The sequence below is a fragment of the Dyella sp. SYSU CM1112 genome (assembly GCF_058216415.1).
The window spans coordinates 289,461-305,563 of record NZ_JBZEGI010000005.1 but is presented as its reverse complement, the minus strand read 5'-3'; the positions used below and the strand labels follow the sequence as shown (position 1 = coordinate 305,563).

The 16,103-nt window shown below is 59.1% G+C and carries 14 protein-coding genes; 7 read left to right on the top strand and 7 right to left on the bottom strand.

Translation table 11 applies throughout. From position 1 onward, the window contains the following. Nucleotides 1–251: 251 nt before the first annotated feature. Nucleotides 252–1,463 (bottom strand): tyrosine--tRNA ligase, encoded by a 1,212-nt coding sequence (gene tyrS / locus AC4HNJ_RS10135; protein ID WP_490479439.1) that lies wholly within the window; start codon nt 1,461–1,463, stop codon nt 252–254. Between the two features lie 223 nt (nt 1,464–1,686). On the opposite strand from tyrS, the gene AC4HNJ_RS10130 reads away from it, so the two are divergent. Continuing rightward, nucleotides 1,687–3,141, top strand: a complete 1,455-nt coding sequence (locus AC4HNJ_RS10130; RefSeq protein ID WP_490479438.1) for an OapA family protein — start codon at nt 1,687–1,689, stop codon at nt 3,139–3,141. 7 nt (nt 3,142–3,148) lie between these two features. Further along, nucleotides 3,149–4,276, top strand: coding sequence for an anhydro-N-acetylmuramic acid kinase (locus tag AC4HNJ_RS10125; RefSeq protein ID WP_490479448.1), 1,128 nt, complete (start codon nt 3,149–3,151; stop codon nt 4,274–4,276). Nucleotides 4,277–4,279: 3 nt separating this feature from the next. On the opposite strand, the gene AC4HNJ_RS10120 is transcribed toward AC4HNJ_RS10125, so the two are convergent. The 3 genes from AC4HNJ_RS10120 to AC4HNJ_RS10110 form a co-directional block, all read right to left on the bottom strand. Further along, complete coding sequence (locus AC4HNJ_RS10120) at nt 4,280–4,546, bottom strand: hypothetical protein (RefSeq protein ID WP_490479437.1); 267 nt, start codon at nt 4,544–4,546, stop codon at nt 4,280–4,282. Between the two features lie 182 nt (nt 4,547–4,728). Further along, on the bottom strand, nt 4,729–6,048 hold the full coding sequence (locus AC4HNJ_RS10115; protein WP_490479436.1) for an AmpG family muropeptide MFS transporter: 1,320 nt from the start codon (nt 6,046–6,048) through the stop codon (nt 4,729–4,731). Then, nucleotides 6,017–6,787, bottom strand: a complete 771-nt coding sequence (locus AC4HNJ_RS10110) for an exodeoxyribonuclease III (protein ID WP_490479435.1) — start codon at nt 6,785–6,787, stop codon at nt 6,017–6,019. The genes AC4HNJ_RS10115 and AC4HNJ_RS10110 overlap by 32 nt, the downstream gene beginning before the upstream one ends. Before the next feature lie 158 nt (nt 6,788–6,945). Here AC4HNJ_RS10110 and pyrE point away from each other — a divergent pair, with 158 nt between their 5' ends. After that, complete coding sequence (gene pyrE / locus AC4HNJ_RS10105) at nt 6,946–7,593, top strand: orotate phosphoribosyltransferase (protein ID WP_490479434.1); 648 nt, start codon at nt 6,946–6,948, stop codon at nt 7,591–7,593. Nucleotides 7,594–7,686: 93 nt separating this feature from the next. After that, nucleotides 7,687–8,334 carry a DUF4124 domain-containing protein gene (locus AC4HNJ_RS10100; RefSeq protein WP_490479433.1) on the top strand — a complete coding sequence of 216 codons (648 nt, stop codon included), beginning with the start codon at nt 7,687–7,689 and terminating at the stop codon, nt 8,332–8,334. A gap of 50 nt (nt 8,335–8,384) precedes the next feature. Here the strand turns inward: AC4HNJ_RS10100 and AC4HNJ_RS10095 are convergent, their stop codons facing one another. From AC4HNJ_RS10095 to coaBC, 3 genes are read right to left on the bottom strand one after another with little or no spacing between them, the layout of a single operon-like run. Then, entirely contained in the window at nt 8,385–10,715 is a 2,331-nt protein-coding gene (locus tag AC4HNJ_RS10095; RefSeq protein ID WP_490479432.1) for a phosphomannomutase/phosphoglucomutase, read from the bottom strand. Nucleotides 10,716–10,733: 18 nt separating this feature from the next. Further along, on the bottom strand, nt 10,734–11,189 hold the full coding sequence (dut, locus tag AC4HNJ_RS10090; protein ID WP_490479431.1) for a dUTP diphosphatase: 456 nt from the start codon (nt 11,187–11,189) through the stop codon (nt 10,734–10,736). After that, complete coding sequence (gene coaBC, locus AC4HNJ_RS10085; RefSeq protein WP_490479430.1) at nt 11,186–12,391, bottom strand: bifunctional phosphopantothenoylcysteine decarboxylase/phosphopantothenate--cysteine ligase CoaBC; 1,206 nt, start codon at nt 12,389–12,391, stop codon at nt 11,186–11,188. Before coaBC ends, dut begins: the two co-directional genes overlap by 4 nt. Before the next feature lie 97 nt (nt 12,392–12,488). Between coaBC and radC the strand changes: the two genes are divergently transcribed. The 3 genes from radC to AC4HNJ_RS10070 all read left to right on the top strand — a co-directional run bounded on the left by radC (nt 12,489) and on the right by AC4HNJ_RS10070 (nt 16,046). Then, entirely contained in the window at nt 12,489–13,160 is a 672-nt protein-coding gene (radC, locus tag AC4HNJ_RS10080; RefSeq protein ID WP_490479429.1) for a RadC family protein, read from the top strand. A gap of 495 nt (nt 13,161–13,655) precedes the next feature. Further along, nucleotides 13,656–15,347 carry an arginine--tRNA ligase gene (gene argS / locus AC4HNJ_RS10075; protein WP_490479428.1) on the top strand — a complete coding sequence of 564 codons (1,692 nt, stop codon included), beginning with the start codon at nt 13,656–13,658 and terminating at the stop codon, nt 15,345–15,347. Continuing rightward, complete coding sequence (locus AC4HNJ_RS10070; protein ID WP_490479427.1) at nt 15,348–16,046, top strand: SPOR domain-containing protein; 699 nt, start codon at nt 15,348–15,350, stop codon at nt 16,044–16,046. Nucleotides 16,047–16,103: the final 57 nt, after the last annotated feature.

Sequence of the window (16,103 nt, the reverse complement as noted above, 5' to 3'; positions counted from 1 at the left end):
AAAGATCAACTACTTGCGATCCTTTCTTCAGATCGCCCCGTGACCTTTCGTCCCGGGTGAGCCGCCCATTCTACATCCCTTACTACTTCCGTCAACACCCAGCGCGATGTTTTTTGCTGCGGGGAATTGCCGTACGAAAGAGGTGTAGCGGCGGGGTGGCGAATAGTAGAGAGCGACCCGTTTTTTGGCAAGCCATTTTTGAAATTTTTTTCACATGCGACGCATGGTTGCTGCTGTCATCCCAACAACGGTCAAGCCTGCGTCAGCAACACACGTGCGAAATTCCGCTTACCCACCTGCAAGACCGCCTCGAAACCCGGCGAAAAAACACGCTGCGCATCCTCGACGACTTCCGCATCGATGCGCACGGCCCGCTCCTTGAGCTTGCGATTAGCTTCCGAGTTACTGGAAGTAAGACCAGCCGCCGTGAGTAGCGCTGGTAAACGCAGTCCCTCAGAGGGAACCACGATTTCGGTAAGCGGCAGCAGACTGGTATCCCCCTCACCGCGTACTACCGCATGCCATCCTCCAATCGCCTGTTCGGCGGCCATCGCATCGTGGAAGCGCGTGGCAAGCTCGCGGGCAAGGCGCAATTTTGCGTCACGCGGGTTCAATGCACCGCGCTCCACATCAATTTTCATTTGCGCTAATTCATCAAGCGAGACATCGAAGCTCAACAATTCGAACCAGCGCCACATCAGTTCGTCACCAATCTTCATGGTTTTCGTAACGATATCGATGGCTGGCTCACTGATGCCGATGTAGTTGCCCAGCGATTTGGACATCTTGTTGACCCCATCCAATCCCTCAAGCAGCGGCATCGTCAACACGATCTGTGGAGGCTGACCATGGTGTTCCTGCAAAGCACGCCCCATCAGCAAGTTGAACTTCTGGTCGGTGCCACCAAGCTCCACGTCACATCTCAGCGCCACAGAGTCGTAACCCTGCACAAGTGGATAGAGGAATTCATGGATAGCGATGGGTTGCTGCGCAGCGTAGCGCTTGGCAAAGTCGTCGCGCTCGAGCATGCGTGCGACAGTGTGTTGTGCAGCCAGCTTGATCATGTCAGCAGCGTTCATCTGCCCGAACCACTCCGAATTGAAGCGCAGCTCGGTTTTCTCTCGATCTAGCACCTTGTAGACCTGTTCGGCATAGGTTTCGGCATTCGCTAACACGTCCTCGCGGCTGAGCGGTTTACGCGTAACGTTCTTCCCCGTCGGATCGCCGATCATCCCCGTGAAGTCGCCAATCAAGAAAATCACGGTATGTCCCAGATCCTGGAATTGGCGCATCTTGTTGAGCAATACCGTGTGACCCAAATGCAGGTCCGGTGCGGTCGGATCGAAACCCGCCTTGATGCGCAGCGGCCGCCCTAGCTTGAGACGTTCGATCAGCTCTTCCTGCTTGATGATTTCGTCGGCGCCCCGCGCAATCGTAGCCAGCGCCTGCTCAAGCTCTTTCATGTTGTCCTCTTCCCGATGTAGTTGCCTAGGCAGCCAGTTAAGTGATGGCCACCGTTAATGACGTTAATTGTGCGTTAACCGAAAATCTCGCGCAAACCCTTGATGGAAAAGGCGTTGACGCACTTTGCACAAGGTCGTTATGGTACGCGGCAAATTGATACTTTGTACCGCAGGGGGCGCGGTTGATGATGGTGATGCATAAGAAGAGCAAGGTCGACTAGCGATGGCAGAGAGCAAGCACGATCCGCGCATCGCACGCAAACGGGCCATCCGCCGCAAGGCGCAAAGCCGACACTCCCACTTCTACCAACGCTGTGCTCACTGGTCGTTCAATCGTCAGACTGGTGGTGATCAGCCGCCTATCCACTGGCGTCGTGAACGCTGGATGCTCGCCGCGACAGCCTTGCTGCTCACGGTGCTTTCCGGCTTTCTGATTCCAGCGTGGGCCACAGCGATGAAGCCCTCGATCACCAAGCCTGTAGCACACACCCTGCTTTCGCTAGCGCTGCCGAAAATCGAAGCACCTACGCTCAAGGCCTCCGCAACCGAAGATTGGCGTGTTGTCCAGGTTCGCCCAGGCCAGACATTGTCGGACATCTTCCAAAGCCAGGGCCTGAGCCTTACTGATCTGCAACACGTCATGGACGACGCCGGTGACGCCAAAACGGCGCTACACAACATCCATCCTGGCCAGGAATTCGACTTCCTGATCGGCCGCGACGGCAATCTCGAACGCATTCGCTTCGATAAAGACGAGTCCACCCGCGCGATCATCCGTCTCGATGGCGCAACACCGGGCATGACCACTGTTGCCCGCGCGGTGGAAACGCGAGAGCAAATTGCTCATGGCGTGATTGATGATTCGCTGTTCGCCGCCGCCAACAAAGCCGGCCTGAGCAACGCGATGGTGATCAAGCTCGCCGACCTGTTCAAATACGATATTGACTTCGTGCAGGACTTGCGCGTGGGCGATAGCTTCACTGTGATCTACGACACCGTATATCGCGACGGCACGTACCTGCATGAAGGTGACATTGTCGCCGCCGAATTCATCAATCAAGGGCATCGTTATACAGCATACCGCTTCAAGCGCGCGGACGGCAGCATCGGCTGGTTCAGCGAGGACGGTCGCCCGCTCGAAAAATCGTTCCTGCGCATTCCAGTGGATTTCACCCGCATTTCCTCGCCCTTCAGTGCGGCGCGCATGCATCCCATTCTGGGCATCATGCGAGCCCATAAAGGGGTCGATTACGCTGCGCCGACCGGCACGCCCATTCACGCCGCAGGTGATGGTGTGATCAAGTTCCGGGGCTGGATGAACGGATACGGCAACTTCGTGATTATTCAGCACAACCCGCATATCAGTACGGCATACGGCCATATGTCACGCTTCGCGGCCCATCAACATGTGGGCGAACGTGTGCGCCAAGGCGAAGTGATCGGCTATGTCGGCATGACCGGCCTGGCCACAGGCCCTCACTTGCATTACGAATTTCGCGTCGACGGGGTCCAACGCAACCCGCAGACCGTCACCCTTCCCAAACCCGAGCCACTACCCGGCCCGCAACTTGCAAAGTTCGAAAGTACCGTCGTAAAGCCTCAGCTGGCGCGCCTGATGCAGATCGACAATAACTACAAACTTGCTCGAGCCATGTCCACCAAACGCAGCGATGATTGATTCCCAGCTGGATGATGCATCCGCGCTCTATGTTGGATTGATTTCAGGCACCAGCGCTGACGGTATCGATGCAGCGCTGGTGCGTTTCGAACAAGGCAGGCTGGAACTGCTGCACGCCTTGACGTACGCGTGGCCGGCCGCCTTGCGCACGCAGATCCTGCGCATTGCCCAGGACGAAACCAGGCTCGATCTCGACGAATTCGGGCGCCTCGATGTGGGCATTGGCCAGACGTTTGCCGACGCCACCCAAATATTGCTCACTCAAAGCGGCATTGCCGCCACAGCGGTGCGCGCAATCGGCTCGCACGGTCAAACGATTCGCCACCGTCCATCCGGACCGCATCCTTTCACGTTGCAAATTGGCAATGCCAGCGTTATTGCCGAGCGATGCCGCATTGATGTCGTGGCCGATTTTCGCAGTGCCGACGTCGCTGCAGGTGGTCAGGGGGCACCTTTGTTGCCCGCGGTCCACGCCATGTTGCTAGCCCCCACCGGTCATACCCGTGTTGTGCTCAACCTTGGAGGGATCGCCAACATCACTGTATTGCCAGCTAACGGCGTCGTTCTTGGATTCGATACCGGTCCTGCTAACGGCTTGATGGATGCATGGTGTCTACGTCACCTTGGCGAACCGTTCGATCGCGATGGTATTTTCGCGGGCAGTGGCCGCGTCGACGCCATGTTGCTTGAGAAACTTTTGAGCGACCCATACTTCGCGCTCCTGCCGCCCAAAAGCACCGGACGCGAGCATTTCCATCTGCAATGGCTGGATGCCCAACTCAGCGAAGCAGCCATCGCGCCGGCCGATGTGCAAGCCACGCTGCTTGAACTCACGGCCCTCAGTGTCGCGGAGGCAATCGAGATGCATGCACACGACAGCACCGACGTGCTGCTTTGTGGCGGCGGGGTACATAATCGCGTGCTCGTGCACCGTCTGCGCGAGTTGCTGCATCCACGCGAATTGAAGAGCACCGCCACATACGGTGTTGATCCGGATTTTCTGGAAGCCGTCGCATTCGCGTGGCTGGCGCGACAATACGTGCTCGGCTTGCCAGGCAATCTGCCGGCCGTTACCGGCGCAACGGGGCCGCGCATATTGGGTGCACTCCACTCAGCCCCTCGCACAGCGGATTGATCACTATTCCAAGAGATCACCGATCTTTTCGGTCGACACGAATGGCTCTGATCGCGCTGCGGAAAGCGCCTGCATGGCCTCCTGAAAGGCAGCCCGTTCGCGCGCATCCCAATGACCGGTGGTCAGCGAGAGGTCTCCCGGCTCATACATGTTCTCGGCAACAATGTTGCCGCTTTCGGACGCACCCAGGCCGTAGCGCAACGCCTGGAGTACCACATCGTTAATCGACCACTGGCGCTCTTTGGCCAGCAGCTTGATGCGCTCGGCCATCAGTCGATCAATGTGACGTATCACGATATCCGGCATATGGCGGTCGCTCCGTGCCACGTAGCCCCTGTACGTTGATCGTCGCCAACCGTACGGCAGTTGGCAATCGTCATCGTGAAGATCCGTGGATGGGTTCGCAATCAGGATGTGACCGCGTTTGCGACCTCCCGAAAAAGAACGCTGCGCTATGCCTGGGTAGGGTCATCATTGCGGAATCGGCGCCACAGGCAGGCGAAAAGCAGCATTGCCGGCAACATCGAAAACACAGTGATGACAAAATAACCGCCGTAGCCCAACGCCATGACAATGCCGCCGGCGAAAAAGCCGAGCACCTTGCCTGGCAAGTTCACTAGCGAGCTTAGCAGGGCGTATTGCGTGGCCGTATGTTGGCGGTTTACCAGAAGCGAGAGAAACGCCACGGTGGGGGGGCCCAGCAAGCCCTCGGCAAAATTCTGACCGGAAATCGCCACAGTCAACGCCATCAGCTCCCCATGGTGATGAATCAGCAACAGATAGAGCAGATTGCTGCAACTCTCCAGCACAATACAGACGCCCAAAGTCCGCCATGCCCCCCAGCGCGCCACCGCAGCACCTCCGATAAAAGCACCTGCAATAGCTATCCAGATGCCGTAAATCTTGGTGACCGCACCGATTTCCGTCTTGGAGAAGCCCATATCACGATAAAATGGGCTCATCACGCCACCTACGATGGCTTGTTCAGGCACCTTGAAAAGCAGGATGAACAGTAAGGTCAATCCCGCCACCGCCCAGCCGTAGCGACGGAAGAAATCGGCAATCGGATCCACCACGCTTTCACGCATAGCCTCCCTCCAGGAAGAGGGCGACACGCGGCGCACATCTGGCTCACGCATTACGAGCGTGGTGATAAGTGGCACCACCATTAAAACCGCCATCAAGGTATAAACCTTGGCCCATGCGATGTGGTCAGCGAGAATCAACGCCAGTGCACCGGCAACGAGCAACCCGAGGCGATATCCCAACGAGTACGTCGCCACCAAGGCGCCCTGGGCCGATGGCGGGGCAATTTCAATGCGATAAGCATCGATCGCGATATCCTGCGTTGCACCCATAAAGGCCACGAACAACGTCGCCGCAACAAATGCCACCAGCCTATGCGGTGTCAGCGCCGCCATCGCCAGCAATCCGACCAACACACCGATCTGTGCCAGCAGCAGCCAGCCTCGACGCTGCCCAAGCCGAGCAAAACCGGGCAATCGCCAATGATCCAGCAAGGGTGCCCAAATGAATTTGAGCGCGTACGTCATGCCTGCGCTGGCGATCATCGTGATATCCGTCAGCACGATGCCGTTTTCTTTCAGCCAGAACGCCAAGGTACCGGCCACCAGCAAAAACGGCAGGCCAGACGAAAAACCCAGCAAACACATCGTCCACGCCGCCGGCTGCGAAAACGCACGCCAGATGGACGGTTTCGGCGCGCCGTGCACGCCTGCTTCAGTCGACATAATCGACGGTGTACGGCGCATGGTCCGAGAAGCGCTCGTCACGATAGATCGAGCAATGCTTGAGCCGCTTGTGCAATGACGGCGTCACCACTTGATAGTCGATCCGCCACCCCACATTGTTCTCGCGGGCGCGCCCGCGATTGGACCACCACGTGTACTCCACTGCTTCGGGCTTTAATGCACGAAAGCTGTCGACCCAACCGCGCTGCTGGAACAAAAGATCAAGCCAGGCACGCTCCTCCGGCAGGCAACCCGAGTTCTTCTGATTGGAAGTCCAGTTCTTGATGTCGTTCTTGGTATGCACGATGTTCCAATCGCCGCAGATCACGTAATCGCGACCGCTCTTCAGCCACGTATCGAAGATCGGCGTAAGCCAATCCATCACCTCGAACTTGAACTGCTGGCGCTCCTCGCCGGACGACCCTGACGGGACGTAGAGCGATACCACGCTCAGATTGCCGAAACGCGCTTCGATGTAACGCCCCTCGTTGTCGAACGCATCCCAACCTAGTTTCGTCAATACCTTGTCGGGTTCTCGCTTGGCATAGATAGCCACGCCGCTGTAACCCTTCTTGCTGCTCGCATCTCGATAAAAGCAGTGATGACCATCCGGCCTGAACATAGGATCCGTGAGCTGGTCTTCCTGAGATTTGGTCTCCTGCAGACACACCACATCAGCGTGTTGCTTGCGAAGCCACTGAAACACGCCTTTGTTCGCAGCAGAACGAATGCCATTGGCGTTCAGGCTGATGATGCGCATAAGCGTTCCTTGATGGGATAGGTCATCATAGCAACCGATGGCGTGCACGAGGGATTTCGCGGGACGACATGGGACGAATCCACTCACTCGCCTGATGCTGCCTTTCTCGTCGCAGACGCTTGTACCATTCACCTTTTAATTTCTTGCGAGGCCACGCCGTGCACACTTACCAGCGCGACTTCATCGAGCTCACCCTGCAGCGCGAGGTACTGCGCTTCGGCGAGTTCACGCTCAAATCCGGCCGCATCAGCCCCTATTTTTTCAATATGGGGCGCATCGATTCAGGCGCCGCACTGGCTCGCCTCGGACGAGCCTACGCTGCTGCCGTCATGCATTCGGAGTTGGATGTGGACATGCTGTTCGGCCCCGCCTACAAGGGCATCGCGCTGGCTGCCGCCACTGCTATTGCCTTGGCCGATCAACATGGGCACGACCTTCCGTGGGCGTACAACCGCAAGGAAGCCAAAGACCATGGCGAGGGCGGCGTACTCGTCGGCGCCCCCCTGAAGGGACGCGTGCTGATCGTCGATGACGTCATGACCGCCGGCACCGCCGTACGCGAATCGCTAGCCCTCATCCGTGCGCAAGGCGCCATACCCGCTGGCGTCCTGATTGCGCTCGACCGGCAGGAACGCGGCCAGGGAGAACTTTCTGCAGCCCAGGAGGTACAGCGCGACTATGGCATTCCCGTCGTCGCCATCACGAGCTTCAGTGACGTGCTCGCCTACGCTAGCGAGCGTCCTGAGCTGCAGGCAGAGCACGAGCGCATGATCGCCTATCGGGCACGCTACGGCGTCAGCGCATGAGCCTGGGAGTCGGGCAGTGACGCCAGTCACGCCCGGGCACACCCACCACACGGCTTGTCAAAACCACTGGCTATACTGGAGCGAGGAGGAATCATGCGCCGACTCATGCTCATCGCCTTGTCACTCGGTCTTGCCGGGCTGGCCATGGCACAAACCAACCATTCGGGTAATGGTGTCCGCTACCGTTGGGTGGACTCAACCGGGCTGCCGCATTTCAGCGACAGCCTTACCGATAATGCCGTGAAGTACGGGTACGACATCATCAATAACAGTGGGATGGTGGTCACGCACGTCCAGCGCCAACTCACGCCCACTGAACAAGCAGCTGCGCGGAAGCAGGCGGAAGAACAAGCTGCCCAGCAGCGCGTTATCGAAGAACAAAAGCGCCACGACATTGAACTGCTCAACACCTATCCCGATGAAGACGCACTTAAACTTGAGCAGCAGCAGGTCCTGGAAAATCTCGACGAGCAAATGAGTACCACACGCGTCAACTTGCACAGTCAGGACGCCGCGCTGACCGATCTGCTGAACCGCGCCGCCGACGACGAGCGCAGTAAGCAACCCGTACCGAAATTCCTCACTGACCAGATTGCCGCGCAACGCAATGTCGTTGCCGGCGAACGCGCCCTATTGGAGCGACAGAAAGCCCATCGTGAAACCATGGTGGAGCAGCAGGCGCAGGAACTGCAGCACTACCGCGCGCTGAAAGTCGCACAAAAGGCGGACCGGGGCTATTGATCAAGCCCGGCGCATAAACGCACGCCGGGCGGTCAGAGGCAAGCATCACGTCAGAACGGTAGTTTCAGCGTCGGATCGACCGCCAACAACTCGGTCCGAAATGCCTCCTGGATCCGTTTCAAGGCCGCTGCGTTGTCGGCGTCGAAACGCAACACCAGGATCGGCGTGGTATTTGATGGGCGCACCAGGCCCCAGCCATCCGGCCAATCGGCACGCACACCATCGATGGTAACGAGGGTGGCGTCGCCGAAATCTGCCTTTTGCCGGAACTTTTCGATAAAGCGGTAATGCTCGCCCTCGGCCATTTCCACTTTGAGTTCCGGGGTGGAAACGCCCTTGGGACACGTCGCGAAAATTTCCTCTGGCGTGCGACCCTCAAGATCCCCGGCAAGAATTTCCAGCAAACGCGCACCCGCATAGATGCCGTCGTCGAAGCCGTACCAGCGTTCCTTGAAGAAGAAATGACCACTCATTTCGCCGGCCAACTCTGCTCCTGTCTCGCGCATTTTCGCCTTGATCAGCGAGTGACCCGTACGCCACATCAGAGGGCTGCCGCCTGCGTCGAGGATCTGCCCCTTCAAATGCCCTGTACATTTGACGTCATAAATGATGGTCGCGCCCGGTTGGCGCGATAGCACATCGCGTGCGAACAGCATCAGGGTACGGTCGGGAAAGATGATCTCGCCGGCACGCGTGACCACGCCCAGACGATCGCCATCACCATCGAAGGCTACGCCAAGGTCCGCGCCAGTTTGCTTCACCGACAAAATCAGATCTTCCAGATTATGGGGATCGGAGGGATCTGGGTGGTGATTGGGGAAATTCCCGTCGACATCGCAGTAAAGCGGAATCACTTCGCAGCCGATGCCTTCCAGCACCTGGGGCGCGACCGCGCCTGGAATCCCGTTGCCGCAATCCACCACCAACTTCAAACGCCGTTCCGTCTGCACGTCGGAAGTGATCCGCTCAATGTAGTCCGGCACCACATCGACGTGACGCAAGCTGCCATGTCCGCCGGACGCCAAGGCACGGTTCGCGATGCGCTGATAGAGGTCTTGGATAGACCCCTCGGAAAGCGTTTCACCGCCCACCACGATTTTGAAGCCATTGTAATCAGGCGGATTGTGACTACCCGTCACAGCCACGCCGCAACCGGTATTGAATCGGTACGTGGCGTAATAAACGACAGGAGTCGGGACCGCACCGATATCGACTACGTCGATGCCAGCGTCACGCAAACCATCCGACAGCGCACCCGCCAGCTCGGGGCCGGATAAGCGCCCATCACGACCGACCACCATTTCTTGCAGGCCTTTCTCCTGCATCACGGTACCGATGGCCTGGCCCAATAATCTGGCAACCTCCGGCGTGAGGCTTTTGCCGACCACTCCGCGCACATCGTAAGCACGAAAAATGGATGGATCGATGCTAACCGGAGCCGATGCTGGCTTGGACGCCTCAGAGCGCACTACCGGCTTGACGGGTTCCGGCACAGATGGAGTGAGTGTGATATCCGACAATGCTTCTTCCTCAACGGGGACTATGCGAGGCGCGGACATCCGCGCGAACAACCAAAACAAACCGATGCCACTGCCAAGGCAAACTAGCGTCATCAAGGCCGCTAGCGGCCACGATGGCGGTAGCACGATATAAGCACCGGGCAATACCGCCACGATGTTGAAATTACTGCCCGGAATCGGCTTACCTACCGGCTCGACATCCACTGCGCCAGTGCTACCGCGTACTAGCAATTGCAAACTATCGCCGCGATCAGTGCTTTGGTTGAGCTGCAAGCGGCCGGCACCGATAGGAATGGCATCGAAACGTTGTGCAATCGGCGCGAACGGTAATTCGAGCCACGCCCATGCGAGCGGCTTTTGCTGCGACCCCAACGACTGCACGATCGTCAGACGTCGATCGCGTGGCCCTTTTAGTTCCGCCTCCACAGGAGGGACGCCTTCGGCATCCGGGGCAGCCATCAGCTGCGCAGCTTTGGCGTAGCCGAACTGGCGATAGTTGGCGTGCAGCACTTCATCCAGGTTTGCACTGTACAGCTCCACGTTTAGCGCCTGAGGCAAGCGTTGCTTGAACTCAGCTAAAACTTGTGGAGCACTTGTCGGCAAGCCGCTCAGATCAAGACCGGTGGCGGCCCTGTCGACCGCCTCGCGCTGCTTGGCAATCTCTGCCGTCAACACTTGCACGGCCCGATCTTGCGCGGCGTGCACCTGGGCGACGGCACTGCCCTGGTCGGCAATCAACCATGTCTGCCAGGCACATAAAGCGGCGACTGCGACAAGCAAGGTACCTGTTGCCAATATCAGCAGCCGTCCCCACTCGAAGCGCAAACCTGACAACCGCGCTTGTGCTCCGCTCATCGCCATGCCCATTCCCCGATGGTGTCAATGTTTTCCGGTGGACCCGAAGCCGCCCTCACCCCGTTCCGACGGCACGAACGCCTCGACTACCCGCAAGCGCGGCTGCCCGACCGGCACCAGCAGCAGCTGCGCGATGCGCTCTCCCACACTGATGGTGTAAGGCTGAACGCCGCGGTTCCAGCACGAAATCATTAACGGCCCCTGATAATCCGCGTCGATCACGCCCACCAGGTTTCCCATCACCAAGCCGTGTTTATGGCCCAACCCGGAGCGCGGCACGATCAGTGCACACCAACCTGGGTCGCCGATATGAATGGCCATGCCACTCGGCACCAATACACTTTCCCCGGGCGCCAACGTCAAGGGTTCTTGCAGCGCTGCGCGCAAATCCATGCCCGCGCTCCCTGTGGTGGCCATCTCCGGCAAAGGAATGCTATCCCCAAGACGCGGATCGAGGATCTTCACTTCGATGTCGATCATCCCCGCACCGCCTTGTAGCGCGTAGCAATGCACTCGATCAGCTGGCAGGCAAGCGCGGTCTTGTCCGTGCGCGGCAGCTCCAGCGAACCATCAGACCAGTAAAGCGTAATCGCGTTATCGGCCGTCTCGAATCCCAAACCGTCGCCCACCTGATTGGCGGCAATCATGTCCAGGCCCTTGCGTTCCAATTTGTCACGCGCGTATTTCTCCACGTTCTGCGTTTCAGCCGCAAAGCCGACCAGAAACGGATGCGGCTGCTTTGCCGAAAGGCTAGCCAAAATGTCCGGGTTCTCCGCCAGCTGCAGCGTGAGATCCGCGCCGTCGCGCTTCTTTAGCTTGTGTGTCGCCACGGTACTTGGCCGGTAATCGCCGACCGCTGCCGAACCGATATAGATATCTGCCTCTGCCGCCGCTTTCGTTACAGCAGCGTGCATCTGCGCAGCGCTGCGCACGTCGATCCGCTGGGCAATGCCTGATGGCGTTGCGAGACTGACCGGTCCCGCCACAAGTGTGACCTGCGCGCCCGCCTGCGCGGCCGCTTCTGCCACGGCAAAGCCCATGCGCCCAGAGCTGCGGTTGCCGATGAAACGTACCGGGTCGATGTCCTCGTAAGTCGGCCCCGCGCTCACTACGACCTTCTTGCCCCTCAGCACTTGATCGGCAAACGACGCCATGATTGCGTCGCGCAGCTCATGTGGCTCCAGCATACGGCCAGAGCCGATATCGCCACAGGCTTGGTCGCCGGAAGCAGGTCCCAGCACATGCACGCCGCGCGTACGCAACGTAACGAGATTGGCCTGCACCGCAGCGTTCGCCCACATCTGCTGGTTCATGGCCGGTGCCAGATACACCGGCGCTGCGGTCGCCAGACACAATGTCGTCAGCAAGTCATTGGCGTGCCCATGGGCAAGACGCGCCATCAGGTCCGCGCTGGCAGGGGCAATCAGCACGCGCTCAGCCCAGCGCGCCAGTTCGATGTGGCCCATCGCGGCCTCCGCGGATTCATCCCATAAGCTGACCCGCACGGCCTCTCCGGACAACGCCTGGAATGTCGTGGGCGTCACAAATCGTGTCGCATTCTCGGTCATCACCACGCGTACATGCGCGCTGAGATCGCGCAAACGGCGAACGAGTTCGCAGGACTTATAGGCAGCGATGCCACCCGACACTCCTAGCACGATGCGGCGTTGGGGAAGACTCATGTAAGCGAGGTCCGACATTCAAGCAGACGGCTAGCTTACCGGAATCATCTGCGGTGACTGCTGTCCAGACAGGCGCCCGAAACGGGATGCTTGTCACATGAGCATTCGACAGTGGCCGGAAGGCGAGCGACCTCGCGAAAAATTGTTGACCCATGGCAGCGGCGCGCTGTCCGACGCTGAACTACTGGGCGTCTTGCTAGGCAGCGGCGTCCGCGGCAAGGATGCCATCGCCCTGGGGCGTGAGCTGCTTATGCAAGCCGGCAGCCTTGGCGCACTGCTCGCTCGCCACGATCATGAAATCCGCGCAACGGGCCTGGGACCTGCCAAGCGCGCGCGCATCGCCGCGGCCCTGGAGTTGGCTCGTCGCAGTCTGGCCGAGCAGTTGACCGACCGCCCCACATTGAGCAATCCACAGGAAAGCGGCGATTACCTGCGCTCCCGTTTGCGCCATTTGCCCTATGAAGTATTCGCCTGCCTCTATCTCGACAATCGGCATCGCGTGCTCGCCTTTGAAGAGCTGTTTCGAGGGACAATTGACGGCGCCAGCGTCCATCCACGTGAAGTCGTCCGGGCCTGCCTTCGGCACAATGCGGCTGCCGTCATCCTTGCTCACAATCATCCGAGCGGCCTCGCCGAACCAAGTGCTGCCGATCAGGCGGTCACCCGAGAGCTCATCAAGGCTCTCCAGCTCGTGGGCGTCCGGATACTGGATCACCTCATCATCGGCCACGCCGAACCGGTATCCATGGCAGCGCGCGGCCTGATTTAGAGGCGCAAAAAAAACGGCGCGAACCAGAAGGATCGCGCCGGGAGCCGCATGAGGGGAGGGTATAGGGATGCGGCAGTCCCGTATCGAGCCGACGGGGGAGACGCCGGTGATACATGCACATTGTCGCGATGCGGCATGACTGTCATATGACATAACGGCCAAAGATCGCTGACAGTGCGACGTCCGCCACAGATGGCAAGACTTATGCACATTGCGCGTTCCTGCTCACTTATCGCTTCATTACCGAAAAGCACATCAAGTTCACATTTTAATTTATTGTTTTAAAACAAATTTTTTCATGACAATAAGGTTTCTACGGGGGAAACAGGCTTAGATGCACACGTGACCTTCACTTTCCTCACAGACTTATCCACAGCGCAATCCACTGCGACGCAGCACCGATCTCTTCCGATGAGGTTCCGAATGAAGGAAGCAGGCGGCGCTGTCTCGACCGTCTGCTACGATGCGCGGTTCTATCCTGATTGATCCCCTCCCGTGAAAGAAGCGTTGCGCGAATTGGTCCTCCAGGCTATCCGGACCCTTCAGGGCGATGGCGCCCTGCCCCTCGATATCGAATTGCCCGGCTTCGTCGTGGAGCGTGCGCGCAGCCGCGAGCACGGCGACTTCGCTACCAATGCAGCGATGCTGCTGGCCAAGGCCGCTCGCGCCAAGCCCCGGGACGTGGCCGAGAAGCTGGTCGCCGCCCTGCCCGGCAACGCTTCTATCGCCAAGGTCGAGATTGCAGGCCCCGGTTTCATCAATTTCTTTCTGGCTCCGGCTGCTTATCACGTCGAAACGGCTCGCATTCTGTCGGAGGGCCAAGCCTATGGCCGCAATCGCAGGGGTGCCGGCCATACGGTGGGCGTGGAATTCGTATCGGCCAATCCCACCGGCCCCCTGCATGTAGGACATGGCCGCAACGCGGCACTGGGCGATTGCATCAGCCGCCTGTTTGAAGCCACCGGCTGGAACGTCAAACGCGAGTTCTATTACAACGACGCTGGCGTCCAGATTCATAACCTGGCCATCTCGGTACAAGCACGTGCACATGGCATCACGCCGGATGCCGAGCACTGGCCGGAAAACGGCTATCGCGGCGATTACATCGCCGACGTCGCCCGCTCCTATCTGGCTGGAGACACTGTGATCGCGGACGGCCATGCCGTGGTCGGCGCCAAGGATCCGAATGACCTTGAAGCCATCCGCCACTTCGCCGTGGCATATCTGCGCCGCGAACAGGATCTGGATTTACAAGCTTTTGGCGTCGAGTTCGACGTGTACTTTCTGGAGTCCTCGCTTTACACCGGCGGGAAGGTGGAAGAAACCGTACGCGAGCTAATCGCCCACGGTCACACCTATGAAGAAGGCGGTGCGCTGTGGCTGCGCAGCACCGACTTCAGTGACGACAAAGACCGCGTGATGCGCAAGTCCGACGGTACCTATACCTATTTTGTGCCCGATGTGGCCTATCACCGTAGCAAATGGCAGCGCGGCTACGAAAATGCGGTCACCGTGCTCGGTTCGGATCATCACGGTACCCTCGCCCGTGTAAAGGCCGGGTTGCAGGCGCTGGATTGTGGCATCCCCAAAGATTGGCCCCACTACGTGCTGTACCAGATGGTGACGGTGCTGCGCGGTGGTGAGGAAGTGAAAATCTCCAAGCGCGCCGGCAGCTACATCACCTTGCGCGACCTGATTGATGAAGCCGGTCGGGACGCCACGCGCTACTTCCTGATCGCCCGCAAGGGTGATTCACAGCTTGTGTTTGATATCGACCTGGCCCGCTCGCAAAGCAACGACAATCCCGTCTATTACATCCAATACGCTCACGCGCGCGTATGCCGCGTGCTTGAGGAATTGGCCGAACGCGGCCTGCCGCCCGTAGACACCCAAGCGGGCCTTGCGCATATGGCACGCCTGGATAGCGAACACGAGCAAATTCTTTTGACGGAATTGTCACGCTACCCGGAAGTCGTCGAAGCCGCGGCCAACAATCTGGAACCGCACCTGATCGCGCAATACCTGCGTGAACTCGCCGGCGCACTTCACAGTTACTATCACGAACATAAGTGGATCGTGGACGACGACGCATTGCGCGATGCGCGCATCACACTCGCTGTCGCCACTCGGCAGGTCCTTCGCAACGGTTTGGATTTACTGGGACTCAGCGCCCCGGAGAAGATGTAAATGGCAGCACGCAAAGGCAAAGGCCGGCAGGCGGTTCGCAACAATGGCGGCGGATTCCCGGCCTGGGCCGGCATCCTGATCGGCATATTGATCGGTGGCCTTGTCGTCGTCGTACTGATGCGCCACTCGCTGGTACCCATGACGCCGAAGGGTCCGCAACCCAACCCTGAAGCTACGGCGCAGCCAGGCAGTGATGAAGGCCTTGCCCCGACAGCTACCACGCCGAAGAAGCCGCAGTACGACTTCTATTCCGTGCTATCGGAAAAAGAAGTGCGCATCCCCGACTCGGAGATCAGTGCGCAAGCCAAGGCGGAGCAGCAACAAGCGGCAGCCCAGAAGCAGCAAGCGGCAGCCGCGACGCCAGCCGCACCCGTGCTGCCAGCAAACGCGCCTGCCGCCGTAACGCAAAACATCACCGCAGCTCCGCCATCGGCAGTCGCACCACCTTCCTCAGCTTCCGGTTCCAGTGGCTTCTTGCTGCAAGTCGGCGCTTTCCCGAGTGCAGCCGAAGCCGAAACGCTGAAGGCCAAGCTGGCGCTGCAGGGTTTCGTCGCAAATGTGCAGTCAGTGAATATCGGCGGCCAGACTTATCATCGTGTCCGCCTGGGACCGTTCCACTCCGCAACGGCTCTGGAAGCCGCCAAGCAACGCCTATCGGCAGCGGGCATTCCGGCGATTGCGTTGAAGGCTGGCGGCTGAAGCGTTTTTCAGCCAGCAGGTATCCATCGAACAAAAGGGCGCATCGGTGGCGCCCTT